Origin of the sequence: Promicromonospora sp. NPDC052451, from assembly GCF_044547525.1 — a bacterium.
Classification (GTDB): Bacteria; Actinomycetota; Actinomycetes; order Actinomycetales; family Cellulomonadaceae; genus Promicromonospora.
The window spans coordinates 15383-31906 of record NZ_JBIUAP010000010.1 but is presented as its reverse complement, the minus strand read 5'-3'; the positions used below and the strand labels follow the sequence as shown (position 1 = coordinate 31906).

Below are 16524 nucleotides of genomic sequence, written 5' to 3'. Positions count from 1 at the left end.
CTTTCTAACCTTTCAGGGCGAGGCGCACCGACACGGTGGCGGACGCCGCCCCGCCGTCGGCCTGCCGCGCGGTCCCGGCCAGGCGGAGGAACCCTCCGAAGTGGCTGACGCGGGCGAACGTGGTGCTGGTGGTCGCGAGGACGGTGCCCTCGTCGACCCAGCGGATGCCGTCGGGGCTGATCTGCACGCGCAGCTCGACGAAGGTTCCCGGCTCGGGGTCGTGCAGCTCGACGAAGAAGATGGCCTCGTCGGCCCAGCCGCACTCGTACGGGTGGGTCTCGATCAGGTGGTCGAAGGGCTGCCGCAGCTCGACCACGGAGGTGTAGAAGGTCTTCACGCCGACTCCCCCCGCTCGACCGAGACGAGCACGGAGTCGAGGAACAGCGAGACGCGCCGGTCGGTGTCGGCCTCGACGAAGAACACCGGGTTGAGCAGGCCCTCGATGTCGTTGTACGCGGGGGCCAGCGTGGGGTGGGCGCCGTCCGGGAAGCGGAAGCTCCGCCCGCCCACCCGGAACTCCTCGTAGGAGCGGTTCACGAGGTCGACGGTCAGCGAGAACGGGGTCCAGTTCAGCTTGTCGTCCGACTCGTTGTAGATGAGGTGCTGCTCGCCGTCCTCGAACCAGGTCGTAGCGACCGTGGACCCGTCAGGACCGCGCTCCCCGAACCACTGCGGGTCGACGCCCGCCTTGTGCCAGCCGTCGGCGCCGTAGCTCCACTCCTCGTCGGTGACGTCGGTGGGGCTGTAGAACTGCCAGCGGCGCACCGGCTCGCCCCCGACGGCGTTCACGTAGCGGACGCCGGGCATGTAGCGGTGCTCGTCGTCCTGCAGGTCCACGAACATGCCGAATGCGCGCAGGTCGTTCACGCCCAGGCCGGGACGGTCCTGCTCCACCTTGTACGCGAGCAGGGCCTCGATCCGGAGCCTGCGGGCGTCACCCGGAACGGCGAGGCGCTTGATCGCCAGGCCCATCGACCCGGCGGCCGGGGGCTGGTCGACCGGGGCCGCGGCGGCGCGGCTGGAGATCTTCAGGGAGTAGGTGCCGCTCGCGGAGCCGTGCGTGCCGCCGAAGGCGAAGGTGGCGGAGCTGAGCATCGTCGGGCCCCAGTGGATCAGGTCGATGTCGTGCGAGTGCTCGCGGAACCCGGGGGCCACGAAGTTCGGGCGCAGGTCGAGCCACCCGCTCATGCCGTGGTCGAAGTCGTCGGCCACGAGGATCCGTGGGAGCGGGTCGAAGAACCCGGAGGGAAAAGAGGTCATGGGCCAGCCGTTCTGGTCGCCTCGCGGCGACATTGCCAGTGAACAATCGATTTATCAGTTGTACGCGGGTGCGTCGTCGTCTGTCAACAGGCATGCGTCGGCTCCGGACCGCCGGGGCGGGCCGGAGCCGGGTTCGAGGGGGCTCAGGGGCCGGTCAGCCGTGCGTGGTCTCCCAGGCGGCCGCCTGGGACCCCTTGGCACCGCCGCTCATGTCGATGACCGTGCCGTCGGGGCCGTAGGTGACCGCGACGTCGTCGTACGGGCCGTCCGCCCAGAGCTGGATCTCGTAGGACCGCTTGCCCGAGGAGGCCACGACCCGGACGGACGGGTCACCGTCCGGCTCGAAGCCCGCCTGCGCGCGATGTCCGTAGCGGAACCCGGAGAAGCACGTACGCCGCTGGGCTCCGGGACCAGCACGCTCACGGGATCCTGCCGGGGCACGCCCGGGCGCACATCCGTGCTGCCACCGATCCGGCTACGTAGGTCTCGTCCGCCGGCTACCGACTACCGACGCCGGCAGCCCGGGAGGTCACCGCGGACCGACGCCGCCGGGAAGGCCCCCGGAGGCCGGCGCCGGGGTGCCCGTGCGGTCGCGGGAGCCGGTCGGCAAGGCTGCGCCGGTGACGCCGCAGGCGGCGAAGACCGGGTAGACCACCACCCGCTCGAAGACGGCCGGCTTCAGGGCGGGAGGCACCTGCGTGCTGGTCATGCGATCGGCCCTTCGTAGCGCATCCAGTAGTCGACCGCCTCGGGCCGTGGGCGAGCGGTCATACCGGTGGGCACGCCGATCTCCATGACCTGTCCCGGCCTCTGGCCGACCGTGGACCACGCGGGCAGGCCCGGCCCGTTGGGATCCCCGGTCCGGACGAAGTTGAGCCAGTAGCCGCTGAGCTGGTCGCGCAGCACGCGGTCGGCCGTGCCGTAGTCGGCGTCACCGTCCGCGCCCAGGTTGTCGAAGGCGTACATCACCTCCGCGCCGTGGTAGGCCCCGTACTCCTGGAGGCCCTCGTCCGGCGGGGTGTGCGTGAAGAAGTACAGGTAGGCGGGCGCCCGACCCGTCAGGGTCTGCAACCGCGCCCAGCGATACATCGCACGGGTGAAGACCCGGTCGGCCTGAGCCTGCAGCAGCGAGTCGAGCACCTGCTCCTCGGTCTGCCCGGGATACAGGTCCAGGAAGGCCTCCGCCTCCTCGCCGTGGTCCTCCCGTGCCGACGCCCGGTACTCCCCGGGAGTCATGGGTTCCGGAGGGAAGGCCCCGATCAACGAGTCCTCGTCGGCGTTGCTGCCCACCATGGTCGGCACGTCGAGCTGGTCCCCTGCCGCATAGATCTCCGCGGGGCTGCGGTCGAGCACGTGCCCGTCGACCGACGGCCGCCAGTGCGGGCCCACGGCCGCGGCGGCCTCGACGACCCGGTCGACGGGCAGGTCGCGCAGCTCACCGACCGTCTCCACGCCGAGCTCCTGGAGCAGCTGCTCACCAGCGTCCTCCGCGACCGCCCGGGAGTCGCTCTGGTCGCCGTCCTCGGTGTCACCCTCGGTGCCCATGCACGCACCGCTGCTGCCGATGATGCCGTCGACGAGGCCCTCGGCCAGGGGCGTGGCCCCGAGGATGCACACGCTCTCCCCGCCCGCCGACTCCCCGGCGACCGTGACCCGGTCCGGGTCACCACCGAAGGCCGCGATGTTCTGCCGCACCCAGTCCAGGGCGGCGACCTGGTCCAGGATGCCGTAGTTGCCCGACGCCCCGTAGCCCGACTCGGCGGCCAGGTCCGGGTGCGAGAGGAAGCCGAGGACGCCCAGGCGGTAGTTGATCGTGATCACGATCGCCTCGCCGCTGGAGGCCAGCGCCTCGCCGTCGTACAGGGGCAGGGCACCCGACCCGGTGGCGAAGCCCCCGCCCGGGACGTAGACGAGCACGGGCAGCTGGGCCGAGGCCGGCCGCGTGGGACGCCAGACGTTCAGGTAGAGACTGTCCTCGCTGACCGGGAACGGGTTGAGGAACGTGTCCTCCAGGGGGATGTCGAGGACCTGGGACAGCGCCCTGGAGGCGAACGTCGTGGTGGCCTGGACCGGCGCCGCCGGGAACCGGTCGGCGACCAGCACGCCCGTCCGCGGCTCGGCCGGCTGCGGCGCCCGCCACCGCAGATCCCCGACCGGAGGCCGCGCGTACGGCACGCCCGCGAAGATCTCGACCGAGCCGACGTCGTTGCGCACACCCGTCACCGGACCCTCACGCGTCGCAACAGGCCCCGTCGCCTCGCGCTCCGCGCCACCGGCAGCCCGGTACTGCGGCCCGGGGTGCGCGAGCACGGCCGTGCCGCACACCAGAGCGGCCGCCACCAACCACGCCCCTACCCGCAGCAGAGCGCCACGCCGCAACCACCAGGCGGCGGTCAGCACCAGGGCGGTCAGAAGCATCGCGACCAGACCCCAGCCCCACCACGGCGTCTTGTTCAACCAGCCGAGCACCACCGCCGCCGCGACCAGGAGCACGAGGGGGACCCAGAACCAGGGGGAACGCCGCGAGGCTCCCGCCAGAGATCCGTCGCCGTCGGCCCGTCCGGTGCTCGTCACCATGCACCCCTTGTCACCCTCGGGGTGACCGCGGGTGAGCACGGGTGAGCGCGGTCATGACGGTTGGCTCCGGGGATCACGGAGCTGCTCAGCGAGACCGGCAGGAAGGCCGGCCAGTCGATCACCATGGCGGCAGTACAGACCATGTGCCAGGGACACGGTCAAGGGCCTCGAGCGTGCCGGCCGTCGCGGACGCCTGGCCGCACGCCCGAGCGACGGCCAGGTCAGCCACGCAGGTGCTCGTGCGCCCACTGCTCGAAGCTGGTGAGCGGGATGCCGAGGTCGCGCGCGTACTCGGGGCGGCCCGGCTGCCCGGCCACGTTCAGCCACTCCAGCGACGCGCCCATGGCGGGCATCCCCGCCGCGAGGGCCTCCTCCTCCGTCATGTCCGGGGCGGACAGCGGTGTGCCCAGCACGCGCGAGAGCGTCTCGGCGACCTGCGTCATGGACAGGTAGTCGCTGGCCAGCTCCAGCTCCACGCCGTCGAACCGGTCCGGTGCGAGGACGGCCGCCGCTGCGGCCGCTCCGATGTCCTGGACGGCGACCAGGGAGAGCCGGGTGGCCGGCTTCAGGACACCGATCAGACCGCCGTCGATGCCGCGCGGGAACATATAGGCGGCCGAGGGGTGGAAGTTGTCCATGAAGGTGCCTGGCTTGAGCAGGGTCCAGTGCGCGAAACCGGCCGAGCGCACCCGGTCCTGGACCGCGGCCTTGGCGTTCAGGGAGGGTTCCACCGCCCAGCGGCCGGGCGCCCAGCCGGGAACCTGCGTGTGCACGCCCGCGCCGGCGACGGAGGTGTGCACGAACTGCTGCACCCCGGCGGCCAGCGCGCCCTCGACGAGGTGGGTGCCCTGGGCGACCTCGGCGGCGAAGTCAAACCCGTCCGGGGTGGAGGGGGGCATCTGCACGGAGAAGACGGCGCGGGCGCCCGTGGCGGCACGGACCACGGAATCACGGTCGGCCAGGTCGCCGGTGACCAGCTCCGCCCCCAGGGCCTGGACGGCCCTGGCCCGGTCCGTGGTCGCGTCCCGGACCAGGGCACGCACCGGGACCCCGGCGGACAGGAGCGCGCGAGCGGTCGCGCCGCCCTGCTTGCCGGTGGCACCGGTGACCAGGACCGGTGCGGCGTCCTGGGGCGTGGGGACGGTGGGCCGGGGTGTCGTGGGCATGGGTGCTCCTCGTGTGCTCGTCGTAAGTGGCGGGGCCCGCCACTTATGCGGCGCTACGATATGGCGTCCCCCGCCACTTGAGCAAGGAGATGCCCCGATGCCCGAGCGCCGGCGCGCCGATGCGCGGCGTAACCACGCACGGATCCTGGCCGTGGCCGAGCAGGAGGTCGCGGCCCATGGTGCCGGCGCCTCGCTGGAGCAGATCGCGCGCATCGCAGGCGTGGGCTCGGCCACCGTGCGTCGGCACTTCCCGACCCGCCAGGCCCTCGTTGAGGCCGTCTCCCGGGAGCGCGTCGAGGCTCTGGTGGCCCGTGCGCACGACCTCGCCGACCGGGAGGACGGCGGGCAGGCCCTGCTGGACTGGCTGGCCGACGTCGTGGCCTACTGCGTGTCCGCCCGTGGCCTGGCGGCCGCGCTGACCTACGAGGAGGACGAGCCCCGCTCGCTCACCGAGAACAGCTGCACCGCGGCACTGGAGAACGCGGGCGGCCCCCTGCTGCAGCGTGCGGTGCGCGACGGCGCGGTCGACGCCGGGGTCCACGTCGCGGACCTGATCACGTTGGCCGTGGGCGTGGTCCTGGCCACGGAGCACCGTGCCGACCAGGAAGCGGCCGCCGGACGGTTGTTCACGCTGGCCGTGCGGGGACTCGCTCCGCGGGTCTGAGGCGGTCCGGCCCGCGGCCCTCGTCGACGGACGGGGGCCGGTGGTGCGGCGTCCTGCACCACCGGCCCCGTCGAACCGGTCCTACGGCTGCGCGTCCCTCGCGGACGCCGCCTCCGTCGCCGGGGTGTCCCCCTGCCGTGCGCCCGGCCGGGTCCGGCGCCAGGCGACCACGACCAGCGCGACGAGCCCGAGCAGCGGGAGCGTGCTGACCGACCAGCTCAGGCCGAGCGGCGGGCCGGGCTGTTCCAGCACCTCCAGGCCGGTGAGCTCGCCCGTGGCCGGCCCCTGCGGGCCGTCCACGGTGAACCGGAAGGTCCAGTCGCCCGGCGCGTTCAGGGACTCGACGTCCAGTCCCCACAGGTCCTGGTCGCGCGGGTGCCGGGCGAGCGGCTCGGTCTCGGCCGCACCGTCCGGGTCGATCACGGTGAGCTCACCGGACATGCCCTGCAGGCCGCCGGCGGGCGCGAAGGAGAAGTCCAGGGACTGCATGGCACGCAGGGGCCAGGTGCTGAAGCCGACCGTGAGGTCGTACGGTCCTGCCTCCACCTGCTCGGTGTGGACGATGTCGACGGGCGGGTAGGCCGCGGCCGGCACGGCCAGGGCCGGCAGCATCGCGAGCGCGCTCAGCAGTGTCGCAGTGACCTTACGCATGGTTGACCTCCGGGGTGGTGGAGCCGTTCGCCGATCCGCTCACGGGGTGCCCGGCACCGGGGGCCAGGCGCGACAGCATTGTGCCGAAGCGGAGGCTCAGAAAGCCGCCGACGGCGCCCGCGGCGGCCGCGGCCACGGCTGTCGCCGCGACCACGGTGAGACCGGGCAGGGGCTGGTGAGCCAGCCAGGCGCTCTGCACGGGAGCGCAGGCCCCGATGATCGCCCCGCCCACCAGGCCGGCGAGCCAGGCCGGTGCACGTCCGCGCGCGGCCTCGATGATCGCGCCCACGGCGAGCAGCACGAACGGGATCATCGACGCGTGCAGGGGCGAGGGGTCGAGGTAGTCGCGCATCGGCAGGCCCTCGACCCGGGCGTACCAGACGGTGGCCGACTCGGAGTACGGCCACAGGATCGCCTGGAGGACGGCGACCACCGCCGTGACGGCGAACGCGGCGCCCCGGCGGTCCAGGACGAACGAGCCGGTCATGACGACCACCACGGCCAGGAACGCGGTGACCACGTCGAACGCGTTGACCGCACCGGTCGGCAGCTCCTTGGTGGCGTAGGCGGTGATCATGCTGAACGCGAACAGCGCGCCCGCGGCCAGGATCGTCCCCACCACGCCCCAGGTCTGCCGGCGGGCGGAGGCGAAGATCATCAGCGCCCCGGTGAGGGTCACGCTGATGGACAGCAGGAGGCCGACGTGCGGCGGGGAGCCGATCTCGGCGTCGAACCCGTAGATGCCGTGCCACCACTGGTCCCACAGCCCGTACAGCAGGAACGAGGCCGCGCCGCAGCCGGCGACCAGGTATCCGGCCGGTGCGGAGAACGTCCTGCCGAACACGCCGACCGCGCCACCGCCGACGACCGGGTCGATCGGCAGGCCGGCGCGCTGCCGCGCCGTGGTGCGCAGCACCACGACCAGGCTGCCGAGGCCGGCCACGGCGCTGCCGGCGTACATGAGCAGGTGGGACAGGGTGAAGAAGGTGTCGGGTCCGACGTCGTTGTGCCACTCCAGGTCCCAGCTCGCGCCGAACAGGGAGAGCAGCGTCCCGGTCAGGACGACGCCCGCGGGGGCGAGGCCGCGTGGGACGGTCCCCGCGCGGGGGGCCACCGCCGAGGGTGCTGTCAGGTCCATCGTGATCAGCCTTTCCGTTGGTCGTAGGGCTTGGTCGTAGGGGTTGGTCGAGCGATTTCAGGCCCGCCCGGCGACCCGGGCGGGACGGGTTCAGCGCACGGGGACGGAGAAGACGGCGCGGTCCTGGCCGGGCAGGCGGACCGTGATCTCCCAGCTGCCGCCCATGGAGAAGGTCGCGTCCGACGCGCTGAAGCGGCCGGGTCCGGTACTGGACGCGGTCACCGGCGGTGCGGCGTGGCCCATGGTGGGCATGACCAGGTCGACCGTGAGGGTGTCGGCGGTGACGGGGCTGCCGTCGCTGCGGGCTGCGGTCAGCTCGAGCGTGTTCGTCCCGGTGCGGGGGTCGTCCACCGTCAGCTCGACGGTGTGCCGGCCGGTGCTCACGGAGTAGGTCTCCACCCGTGGCGCGTGCGGCCACAGCAGCAGCGCGGTTCCTGCCACGACGGCCACCAGCGCGGTCCAGACGGCTGCTCTTCTCATCGCTGCGCTCCATTCGTTGCCGGCACGTCGACGACCGCCGGGACGGTGAGGACCGAGTAGTCCTGCTCGGCCTGGACCCACACCCGGTAGCGGCCGGGCTGCGGGAAGGTATAGGTGAACCGGACCTCGGGGCCGTAGGCGGCCACGCTCTCGTCCGGCATGACCGGGACCCCGGGCGTGGGCGGGACCATCGCGTGCACGTGCGCCCAGACCGGGGCGGCGACCGCGGGGTTCGTACCGGCGGGTCCGTCGCCGAGCGGGCCCACGACGATCATGTGCCCGACCATCCCCAGCCACGGCTGGAGCGTCGCCGTGCCGAAGTCCGCGGTGAACGTGCTCGGTTCACCGGCCGCCGCGACGTCCTGCGCGAGGCCGGCAGCCGGTCCGGTACGCCCGTCGCCACGGTGCCGGACCGGTGCCTCCGTGTCCGGCCCGTCGCCCTCGACGGTGACCGACCCGCGGGCGAGCTGTACTCCCCCGCCGCGCCGGGCCAGCTCCGCGGCGACCGCGTGCACCCCCGCCTCCGCGTCGTCGTACCTGACGCGGTACTCCCCGGGTGCGACCCGGACCGGGTGCACGTGCCGCAGGTCGCCAGACGGCGAGACCAGCACGAGGTGGATGAACGCGCTGTCGTGCACCAGCAGGTCGTCCACGGGGCGGCCGGTGGACCCGTCGGTCACGTGGAGCACCAGGTCGTCCCCGTCGATGCCGGGCACCACGTTCACCGGTGGGCGGGAGAGGTCCGTGACGCGTACCGGCGCGTACGGGTCGGCGACGTTCTCGGCGGTCGGGTCCAGGTGGGTGCCCACCGCGGGCGGCAGGGGAATCGTCGGCGCGAGCAGCGCGCCGGTGACGCCGACCGCGAGCGCCGCCACCATGCCGCCGGCCGGGACCAGGGCGGCACCGGGGCGGCCGGCCAGCGCCAGCACGAGCGCCGCCAGGAGCAGGGCGCCGGCTGCGATGAAGCCGCCGTAGACGGCGTCCTCCCACGGTGGCGCGACCACCGCCGGGACCACGAACGGGATGGTGGCGACCTGCTCACCGTCGTCGATGCTCAGCTCCCACGGCCCTGCCCGATCGACGCGCAGCGTCCCGCCGTACACCCCGGGTTCCGGGCCCAGCTCGACCCGTGCCGTGCTCGGGGTCTCGCCCGCGATGGTCACGGCGAGGTCCAGCACGCCCGCGGGCGAACCTGCGTGGGTGACGACGTCGACGCGCAGCGGAGCCGGCGGGGCCGCCGCACGCCGGACGATCACCGTCAGGTCGCGCTCGCCCAGGGACTGGGCGACCTGGAGGTCGGACCCGACGTTCCCGCCGTCCGCCTGTGCCGGGGCGGTACCGGTCCCCGTCACGAGGACGGTCGCGAGCACCGTCACCGGCAGGGCCGCCGACAACATCCTGGCGAGCGTCCGCAGAGCCTTCTTCGCGGTCTTCTTCACGAGGTGGAACCTAGGGATCACCGGGGCGCCCGTTCGTCCCCCCGGCCGGTAGTTCTCGTCCCCCGCAGGAGGGACCCGGGGCCACCGGACGGGGGGACGTCACGCGCGCCGCCATGGGGGATGATCGCTGCCGGGGAGGGAGGACCATGCGCACCACACGTGAGTCGCTGCAGTGGCAGACCTGGGTCGTCGCGGGCCTGTGCATGGTCGTCGACGGCGCGGACACGCTGCTGAACGGCGGCCTGGGCGGCGGCGGTGGCGTCGTGCTGATCGTCGCCGTGCTCCTCGTGGACGCGACCCTCGCGACGCCCGCCCGGTACTCGGGGTGGGTCGCGGCCCTGCACTCGGTGTTCTGGGTGGTCGCGACCATGGCCTCGGGCGTGAACCCCGGGGACGACGGCGGCATGCTGGTCGCCGGCTACCGGGCCGGTGCCTGGCTGCGTGGCCTGCCCGCCGTCGGGGCGCTGCTGGCGCTGGCCTCCTGCACCGTCGCCACGGGGCTGCTCACCGGGAGCTCCGTGGACGCGGCGTCCGTCGTCGAGCTGATCAAGGTGGCCGTGCTGCCGTGGCTCGTCGGCCGCTACACCTCGGCCCGGCGTGCCTACCTGGCCACGCTGGAGCAGCAGGAGGAGCGCGAGCGTCGGGACGCCCAGGAGGCGGTGCGGGCGGCGGTCGCGGAGGAGCGCAGCGCGATCGCCCGCGACCTGCACGACGTGATCGTGCACCACGTGTCCGCGATCTCGATGCACGCCGGGGCGGTACGTCTGCGGTTGAGCGCGGCGACGGCCGGCGCGTCGGGCGCGGTCCCGACGGCGCTGGAGGGGCTGCGGTCCGTGGAGACCTCGAGCAGGGCGGCGATGGTCGACCTGCGCCACCTGCTGGACGTGCTGCACGGCACGCTGCCCGACGGCGCCCGCCAGCCGGGCCTGGACAACCTGGAGGAGCTGTTCGACGGGGTCCGCAAGGCCGGGATGCCGGCCGCGCTGCACGTCCTGGGGTCGCCCCGCGAGATCCCGCAGTCGCTCGACGTGGCCCTGTACCGGGTGGTGCAGGAGATGCTGACGAACGCGCTCCGGCACGGCGACGCCTCCGGGGTCGAGGTGACCCTGACCTACGGTGACGCCGGGCTCGCGGTCGTCGCCGACAACCGGGTGGGGGCCGACGCCCGCCCTGCGGGCTCCGGTTCCGGACGGGGCCTGGCCGGGATCCGCCAGCGCGTCGGCGTGTTCGGCGGCCGCGCCGAGCACGGGCTGCGGCCCGACGGCACGACCTGGCGCACCACGGCGGTCTTCCCCCTGACCGAGGACCCGGGGCCGCAGCCCCGGGCCGGCGCCGGCCTGGAGGCGGGACGGACGTGACTGCCGCCGCCCTGCGAGTGTTCCTCGCCGACGACCACGCCATGCTGCGCTCGGGCATGCGGGCCATCATCGAGACCCAGCCCGACCTGGAGTGCGTGGGCGAGGCCGCCGACGGCCGGGCGGCGGTCGCCGAGATCGCCCGCATCCGGCCCGACGTCGCCGTGCTGGACATCCGGATGCCGAAGCTGGACGGGCTGGACGCCACGAGGCTGATCGTGGCCGACCCCGCGAACCGCACCAAGGTGCTGGTGCTGACCACTCATGACAGCGACGAGTACGTGTACCGGGCGCTGACCGCCGGCGCGAGCGGCTTCCTGCTCAAGAGCCTCCCCCCGGAGGAGCTGATCTCCGCGATCCGTGTCGCCTCCCGCGGGGACGCCCTGATCGACCCGTCCGTCACCCAGCGCCTCATCGCCCGGTTCGCCGCCGGCATCGCTCCGGCGCAGGTGCCACCCGAGGTGGCACGGCTGACGCCGCGCGAGCGCGAGGTGCTGCACCTGGTGGCCGCCGCGCACAGCAACGCGGAGATCGCTGCCCGGCTCTACGTCGGCGAGGAGACCGTCAAGACGCACGTCTCACGCATCCTGACCAAGCTCGGCCTGCGCGACCGGGTGCACGCCGTCGCCTACGCCCACCGGCACGGCCTCACGGGCTGAGCTCCCGGCCGGCGCACCGCCGGCTCGGGCGCCGAGGGCCCGCTCGTCGGCGAGACCCCGCGCCGCCAGGTCCCGCCAGAGGGCCACAGGTGCAGGTGGGCACCGACGAGGTGGCGCGTCATGGCAGGTGCCACACCTCCTGCATCTCCCGCCACCGGTCGCCGGGGGCCGCACCGGTGCCGAACGGCGTCTGGCACGGGTCGGTGTGCGTCCACCACTCCTGGGTCACCGGGTCCTGCGCGATCCGGGCCATGTCCGCCTCGTGGTCCTCACCGGTGTACTCGTAGTAGGCGAACAGCGTGTTCTCCAGCACGAAGATCGTGTAGTTGTGCACGTTGCAGGCCTGGAGCGTCGCCTCGACCTGCGGCCACACGGCGGCGTGCAGGCGCAGGTACTCCTCGCGCTTCTCCGGGACGACGTCGACGACGAGCCCGTGTCTCTCCACAGCCATCTCGGCGGTCACTCCTTCGTCCCGGCGGCGGTCACGCCCGCCACCGGGAATCGTCGTGGGAACAGGAAGATCAGCGGCACGGGTGCCACCGACAGGAGGGTAGCGAGCGCCGGCGCGGGCAGCTCGACCGTCGTCACGCCGGCGGCCGTGGGGTCGGGCTGCGCACGTTCCGCAGCCTCTCGGCCAGGCCGGCCCGTGCGGGCAGGGTGGGCGACCCTGGCTCGCCCGACCTTCGTCCCGAACAGGACGGACCAAGGCAGTGGATCGGCCGGACGATCGGCTCTGCCACCCGGGGCCGGCCGGCTGGTGTGCTGGTGCCGGGCAGTAGGAGGGTGGTCATGCACGGCAGCGCGCGCAATGCCGTCGGCGCGAACCGACGCCGGCCGGATCGACACTATCGCCACCGGTGGATCCTGGCGGTCTCCGTGGGCGAAGGCGTCGGTTTCACGCTCGCCGCATCCCTGGCGATCCTCGGCACCGTCGCCGGGATCGACGGTGCGGGCAGGCTGGCTCTCGCGATGGTCGGTGGGGCCCTGGAGGGTGCAGCGCTCGCGAGCGGGCAGTACCTCGGGATGCGCGCGCGGCGCCCTGCCGCAGGGCGATGGATCGGCGCCACGGCACTTGCGGCGGCACTCGCGTGGTTGCTCGGGATGACGCCGAGCACGGTCGGCGTCGACCTCGGCGAACCGGTCACGTTGATCGCTCTCGGGTTCGGCGGGGTCGTGCTGCTCGTCGCCATCCCTGCCGCGCAGTGGCTGGTGCCGGCACGACCAGGCACACTCCGCTGGGTTCCCGTGAATGCCGGCGCATGGTCGGTCGCGATCCTCTGGACCTTTGCCCCGTCTCCGTTCATCGACGAACACAGCCCGGTCGCGGTGGTCGCTGCCCTCTACGTGCTGGCCGGGGTGCTGATGGCCGTCACCTTCGCGTCGCTCACCGCAGGCGTCGCAGGGTCGCTCTTCGTTCCCGGCACGACGCACGAGGCTGCCCGGGAGGCCGGGCGAGAGCCTGGCGACCGAGGTGCGCCCGGCACGTCGGCGGCCGGGTCCGGCGGCGGCACCGACCACGCCTCGGCCGGCACTCGTGGACAGCCGTCAGCCCCCACGCGACGGCTTCCGTGACGTCTCCGTTGCATCGTCGTCCGCGCGGTCCTGCCCGGGTACGACAAAGGCCGCCGACCTGGTCGTTGACCAGATCAGCGGCCCCCGCCACCTCGTCTCAGCCGCTCTTGCGCCGGAACATCTTCTGCACGGGACCGGTCGTCTCCGACCCGTGCACCGCGCCTGTGTTCACGTCACCCGCCGACGTACGCTGCCGGGCCGCGTTCTTGCGGTCGAGCGCTTCCTTGAAGCGCGCCTTCGCGTCCGAGCTCGGCGCGGTCGGGGTCGTGGGCTCCTGCGCCTGGTCGGCAGTGGGCTTCTCGTCCGTCACACCGATCACCTCCTTGAGTTTCGGGGGTCCCTCGATCGGGTCCGTCGTCCGGCCCCAGCCTGCACCACACCCAGCCCAGGTGCCAGCGCATTTCACGACGCAGGCCGCAGCCGGCTCAGGCCTGCGCGGCCGTCCGTTCCGCGCGCTCGGCGCGCAGCGACGTGATGGCGCTCTCGAAGTCCTCCAGCGAGTCGAAGGACTGGTAGACGCTCGCGAACCGGAGGTACGCCACCTCGTCGAGCTCGCGCAGCGGCCCGAGGATGGCGAGGCCCACCTCGTAGGCGTCGATCTCCGCGCTGCCGTTGCTCCGCAGGGTCTCCTCGACGCGCTGGGCCAGGATCGCGAGGTCGTCGTCGCTGACGGGACGGCCCTGGCAGGCCTTGCGCACGCCCGCCGCCACCTTGTCGCGGCTGAAGGGCTCGGTGGCCCCCGACCGCTTCACCACCGACAGGCTGGCGGTCTCGACCGTCGTGAACCGCCGGTTGCAGTTCGGGCACTGCCGCCGGCGCCTGATCGACAGGCCGTCGTCGGCGGTCCGTGAGTCCACCACGCGCGAGTCAGCGTGGCGACAGAACGGGCAGTGCATGCTCACTCCTGCGTGGTCGACCACGGACCGGAGACCTCCGGTCGCGCCCCGACCGTAAGCGGGCAAACCACCGCCATGCAACATCGCCGCAACATTTGACGGCGAACCGTGTCCCCGGGTCACTCCTCGGGAAGAAGAAGGAGCTGACCCACCCGGACGCTACCGGACGACATCTCGTTCAGCTCCTGGAGCCGAGCCACCGCGTCCCGGACGTCCTCGCCCGGCCGGACCACCTCCTGCGCGTATCCCCAGAGGGTCTCCCCCGGCTGGACCGCGTGCACCCGCACCTCGACGGGTTCACCCGGCGCGCTGGCCACCGCCGTGGCACCCCAGGTGGCCATCGGCGCCACGAGCAGCATGGCCAGCAGCACGAGCACCACGCGGCCGCGCCGCGTGATCCGCAGCCCGGCCAGGCCGAGCCGCTCCGCGACCGTGCGCGACGGCGCCTGCGCGTGGGGCCGGACCACGACCGGCCCGATCGGCCGCACCGGCGCGTAGGTCTCGGTGTACGCCGGGGTGTACTGCCGCAACGGGATCACGTCCCCCATGGCCCCTCCTCGAAGAGCGAGTCGAACCTCTGTCCGCCATACACGCGTTCGTCGAACGCACGTACCATTGTGTAGCACGAGACACCGGCCGTGTCGAGACACGCTCGAACATTCGTTTGAGCCGAGCCGCTTTGTGACCTAGAGTGGGTCCCGCAGAGGAGAACATTTGTCGGAACGGGAGGGGCACGGGTATGACGGGACGGGACGAGACCAGCGACACGAGAGCCGTCGACACGGCGCTCTCCGGCGTCGCCACGCTGGACGCGCCGGGCGACGAGGCGGTCGCCGACGTGCACGCGATCTCGCCGACAGACCGCCTCACCGAGCGCCAGCGCCTCGTGCTCGACACGATCCGGCAGTCCTTCGAGACGCGCGGCTACCCGCCGTCGATGCGTGAGATCGGTGAGGCCGTCGGCCTCGCGAGCCCGTCCAGCGTCAAGCACCAGCTCCAGATGCTGGAGAAGAAGGGCTTCCTGCGCCGCGACCCCAACCGGCCGCGCGCCATGGAGCTCGTCGAGCCGCTCGCCGAGCAGGTGGACAAGCCCTCGCGCGGGGAGATCCACTGGCCCGAGCCGCGGCGCAGCGGCCAGATCCACTGGGGCAGCTCGGTGCCGGACGACGCCGGCACCCCGCCGCCGTCGTACGTGCCGCTCGTCGGCCGCATCGCGGCCGGTGGCCCGATCCTCGCCGAGCAGGTCGTCGAGGACGTCTTCCCGCTCCCCCGCCAGCTCGTGGGCGACGGTGAGCTGTTCCTCCTCAAGGTCGCGGGCGACTCGATGGTCGACGCCGCGATCTGCGACGGGGACTGGGTCGTGGTGCGTCGGCAGAACGTGGCCGAGCAGGGCGAGATCGTCGCCGCCATGATCGACGGTGAGGCCACGGTCAAGACGTTCAAGCAGGCCGGCGGCCACGTGTTCCTGCTGCCGCAGAACCCGGCCTACGAGCCCATCCCGGGTGACGAGGCGCAGATCCTGGGCCGCGTCGTCGCGGTGCTGCGCAGCCTCTAGGCGCCCGCGGCGGAGCGCAGAGCGCCCGTCCGCGATCCGACCGGTTCGACCCCCGCGGTCGAAGCCACCGGGTCGCGGGCGGGCGCTCCGCCATCACCGGCGGTGCGCGGCCAGGCTCAGAACCCGAAGCGCCGCAGCACCCCGCGCACGCTCTCGGCGGACGCCCGCAGTCCCGTCAGCTCCTCGTCCGACAGCGGCACGCGCACCGTGCCCGCGACCCCGCGGCGGTCCACGAGCGAGGGAACCGACAGGCACACGTCGCCGATCCCGTGGTAGTCGTCCAGCAGGGACGACACCGGCATGATCCGGCCCTCGTCCTTGAGCACCGCCTCGATGATCCGGGTGGCTGCGAGGCCGACGGCGTAGTTGGTGGCACCCTTGCCCGCGATGATCCGGTAGGCCGAGTCCACGACCTCACGGTGCACCTCGGCCCGCACCGCGGCGTCCAGCGGCGGGTGGCCGGCCAGGGGCTCCCACTCCAGCAGCGGTACCCCGCCGATCGAGGCGGAGCTCCACAGCGCGATCTCCGAGTCTCCGTGCTCCCCCGCGATGTACGCGTGCACGTTGGCGACCGCCACCCCGCAGCGTTCGGCGAGCCCCGCCCGCAGCCGCGACGAGTCGAGCACGGTGCCGCTGCCGAACATCTGCTCGCGGGGCAGTCCCGAGATCTGGAGTGCCGCGTACGTGACCACGTCCACGGGGTTGGTCACCATCAGGTAGGTCGCGTCGGGCGCGACCTCCACCAGTGGCGGCAGGATCTGGCGCATCAGGCCGATCGTTCCCTCGGCGAGGTCGAGCCGGGTCTGCCCCGGCTTCTGCTTCGCCCCGGCCGTGACGACCACGACGTCCGCGTCCGCGCAGACGGCCACGTCGTCCGAGCCGATCACGTGGGCCTGGGAGGTGAACATGAGCCCGTGCCGCAGGTCGAGCACCTCGGCCTCGACCTTGGCCCGGTTCACGTCGTGCAGCGCGATGGTGCGCGCCGAGCCACGGGTGAGCGCGGCGAAGGCCAGTGTGGAGCCGACCGCCCCCGCCCCGACGATCGCGAGCTTCGTGGTCCGGGCTGCGGGGGTTCGGTCGGCTGGGACGTCCGAGATGGCTGCCATGCGCCT

The 16524-nt window shown here is 73.1% G+C and carries 21 protein-coding genes; 5 read left to right on the top strand and 16 right to left on the bottom strand.

Annotated features, from left to right (window positions below; all coding sequences use genetic code 11):
- Positions 1–4: 4 nt before the first annotated feature.
- The 6 genes from ACIG47_RS17880 to ACIG47_RS17855 form a co-directional block, all read right to left on the bottom strand.
- Complete coding sequence (locus ACIG47_RS17880; protein ID WP_397432358.1) at positions 5–337, bottom strand: hypothetical protein; 333 nt, start codon at positions 335–337, stop codon at positions 5–7.
- The gene (locus ACIG47_RS17875; RefSeq protein ID WP_397432356.1) at positions 334–1260 is read right to left on the bottom strand and encodes a DUF6772 family protein; all 927 of its coding nucleotides are present in this window, start codon (positions 1258–1260) and stop codon (positions 334–336) included. Before ACIG47_RS17875 ends, ACIG47_RS17880 begins: the two co-directional genes overlap by 4 nt.
- Before the next feature lie 154 nt (positions 1261–1414).
- Positions 1415–1573 (bottom strand): hypothetical protein, encoded by a 159-nt coding sequence (locus ACIG47_RS17870; protein WP_397432354.1) that lies wholly within the window; start codon positions 1571–1573, stop codon positions 1415–1417.
- Positions 1574–1789: 216 nt separating this feature from the next.
- A complete protein-coding gene (locus ACIG47_RS17865; protein ID WP_397432352.1) occupies positions 1790–1969 on the bottom strand; it encodes a hypothetical protein in 180 nt (59 codons plus the stop codon).
- On the bottom strand, positions 1966–3834 hold the full coding sequence (locus tag ACIG47_RS17860) for a carboxylesterase/lipase family protein (RefSeq protein ID WP_397432351.1): 1869 nt from the start codon (positions 3832–3834) through the stop codon (positions 1966–1968). Before ACIG47_RS17860 ends, ACIG47_RS17865 begins: the two co-directional genes overlap by 4 nt.
- A gap of 224 nt (positions 3835–4058) precedes the next feature.
- Positions 4059–5003, bottom strand: a complete 945-nt coding sequence (locus ACIG47_RS17855; RefSeq protein WP_397432350.1) for an NmrA family NAD(P)-binding protein — start codon at positions 5001–5003, stop codon at positions 4059–4061.
- 97 nt (positions 5004–5100) lie between these two features.
- Between ACIG47_RS17855 and ACIG47_RS17850 the strand changes: the two genes are divergently transcribed.
- Positions 5101–5667, top strand: coding sequence for a TetR/AcrR family transcriptional regulator (locus ACIG47_RS17850; protein WP_397432348.1), 567 nt, complete (start codon positions 5101–5103; stop codon positions 5665–5667).
- Between the two features lie 81 nt (positions 5668–5748).
- On the opposite strand, the gene ACIG47_RS17845 is transcribed toward ACIG47_RS17850, so the two are convergent.
- The 4 genes from ACIG47_RS17845 to ACIG47_RS17830 form a co-directional block, all read right to left on the bottom strand.
- Positions 5749–6318, bottom strand: a complete 570-nt coding sequence (locus tag ACIG47_RS17845; RefSeq protein WP_397432347.1) for a hypothetical protein — start codon at positions 6316–6318, stop codon at positions 5749–5751.
- A complete protein-coding gene (locus ACIG47_RS17840; RefSeq protein ID WP_397432346.1) occupies positions 6311–7456 on the bottom strand; it encodes a hypothetical protein in 1146 nt (381 codons plus the stop codon). Before ACIG47_RS17840 ends, ACIG47_RS17845 begins: the two co-directional genes overlap by 8 nt.
- Positions 7457–7546: 90 nt before the next feature.
- Positions 7547–7936: a FixH family protein gene (locus ACIG47_RS17835; protein ID WP_397432345.1), complete on the bottom strand. Its 390-nt coding sequence runs from the start codon at positions 7934–7936 to the stop codon at positions 7547–7549.
- On the bottom strand, positions 7933–9375 hold the full coding sequence (locus ACIG47_RS17830) for a hypothetical protein (protein WP_397432343.1): 1443 nt from the start codon (positions 9373–9375) through the stop codon (positions 7933–7935). The genes ACIG47_RS17835 and ACIG47_RS17830 overlap by 4 nt, the downstream gene beginning before the upstream one ends.
- A 146-nt stretch (positions 9376–9521) precedes the next feature.
- Here ACIG47_RS17830 and ACIG47_RS17825 point away from each other — a divergent pair, with 146 nt between their 5' ends.
- Positions 9522–10733, top strand: coding sequence for a sensor histidine kinase (locus ACIG47_RS17825; protein ID WP_397432341.1), 1212 nt, complete (start codon positions 9522–9524; stop codon positions 10731–10733).
- Positions 10730–11389: a response regulator gene (locus ACIG47_RS17820; protein ID WP_397432340.1), complete on the top strand. Its 660-nt coding sequence runs from the start codon at positions 10730–10732 to the stop codon at positions 11387–11389. The genes ACIG47_RS17825 and ACIG47_RS17820 overlap by 4 nt, the downstream gene beginning before the upstream one ends.
- Before the next feature lie 118 nt (positions 11390–11507).
- Here the strand turns inward: ACIG47_RS17820 and ACIG47_RS17815 are convergent, their stop codons facing one another.
- Positions 11508–11840 carry an L-rhamnose mutarotase gene (locus ACIG47_RS17815; protein ID WP_397432338.1) on the bottom strand — a complete coding sequence of 111 codons (333 nt, stop codon included), beginning with the start codon at positions 11838–11840 and terminating at the stop codon, positions 11508–11510.
- A gap of 8 nt (positions 11841–11848) precedes the next feature.
- A complete protein-coding gene (locus tag ACIG47_RS17810; protein WP_397432336.1) occupies positions 11849–11977 on the bottom strand; it encodes a hypothetical protein in 129 nt (42 codons plus the stop codon).
- Between the two features lie 201 nt (positions 11978–12178).
- Between ACIG47_RS17810 and ACIG47_RS17805 the strand changes: the two genes are divergently transcribed.
- Positions 12179–12961: a hypothetical protein gene (locus ACIG47_RS17805; protein WP_397432335.1), complete on the top strand. Its 783-nt coding sequence runs from the start codon at positions 12179–12181 to the stop codon at positions 12959–12961.
- A 97-nt stretch (positions 12962–13058) separates the two neighbouring features.
- Here the strand turns inward: ACIG47_RS17805 and ACIG47_RS17800 are convergent, their stop codons facing one another.
- The 3 genes from ACIG47_RS17800 to ACIG47_RS17790 all read right to left on the bottom strand — a co-directional run bounded on the left by ACIG47_RS17800 (position 13059) and on the right by ACIG47_RS17790 (position 14405).
- The gene (locus tag ACIG47_RS17800) at positions 13059–13271 is read right to left on the bottom strand and encodes a DUF5302 domain-containing protein (RefSeq protein WP_397432334.1); all 213 of its coding nucleotides are present in this window, start codon (positions 13269–13271) and stop codon (positions 13059–13061) included.
- A 115-nt stretch (positions 13272–13386) separates the two neighbouring features.
- A complete protein-coding gene (gene nrdR / locus ACIG47_RS17795; RefSeq protein ID WP_397412889.1) occupies positions 13387–13857 on the bottom strand; it encodes a transcriptional regulator NrdR in 471 nt (156 codons plus the stop codon).
- 119 nt (positions 13858–13976) lie between these two features.
- Positions 13977–14405 (bottom strand): LysM peptidoglycan-binding domain-containing protein, encoded by a 429-nt coding sequence (locus ACIG47_RS17790; protein WP_397432332.1) that lies wholly within the window; start codon positions 14403–14405, stop codon positions 13977–13979.
- 191 nt (positions 14406–14596) lie between these two features.
- Between ACIG47_RS17790 and lexA the strand changes: the two genes are divergently transcribed.
- A complete protein-coding gene (lexA, locus tag ACIG47_RS17785) occupies positions 14597–15412 on the top strand; it encodes a transcriptional repressor LexA (RefSeq protein WP_397432331.1) in 816 nt (271 codons plus the stop codon).
- Positions 15413–15528: 116 nt separating this feature from the next.
- On the opposite strand, the gene ACIG47_RS17780 is transcribed toward lexA, so the two are convergent.
- Entirely contained in the window at positions 15529–16518 is a 990-nt protein-coding gene (locus tag ACIG47_RS17780; RefSeq protein WP_397432329.1) for an L-lactate dehydrogenase, read from the bottom strand.
- Between the last annotated feature and the right edge of the window lie 6 nt (positions 16519–16524).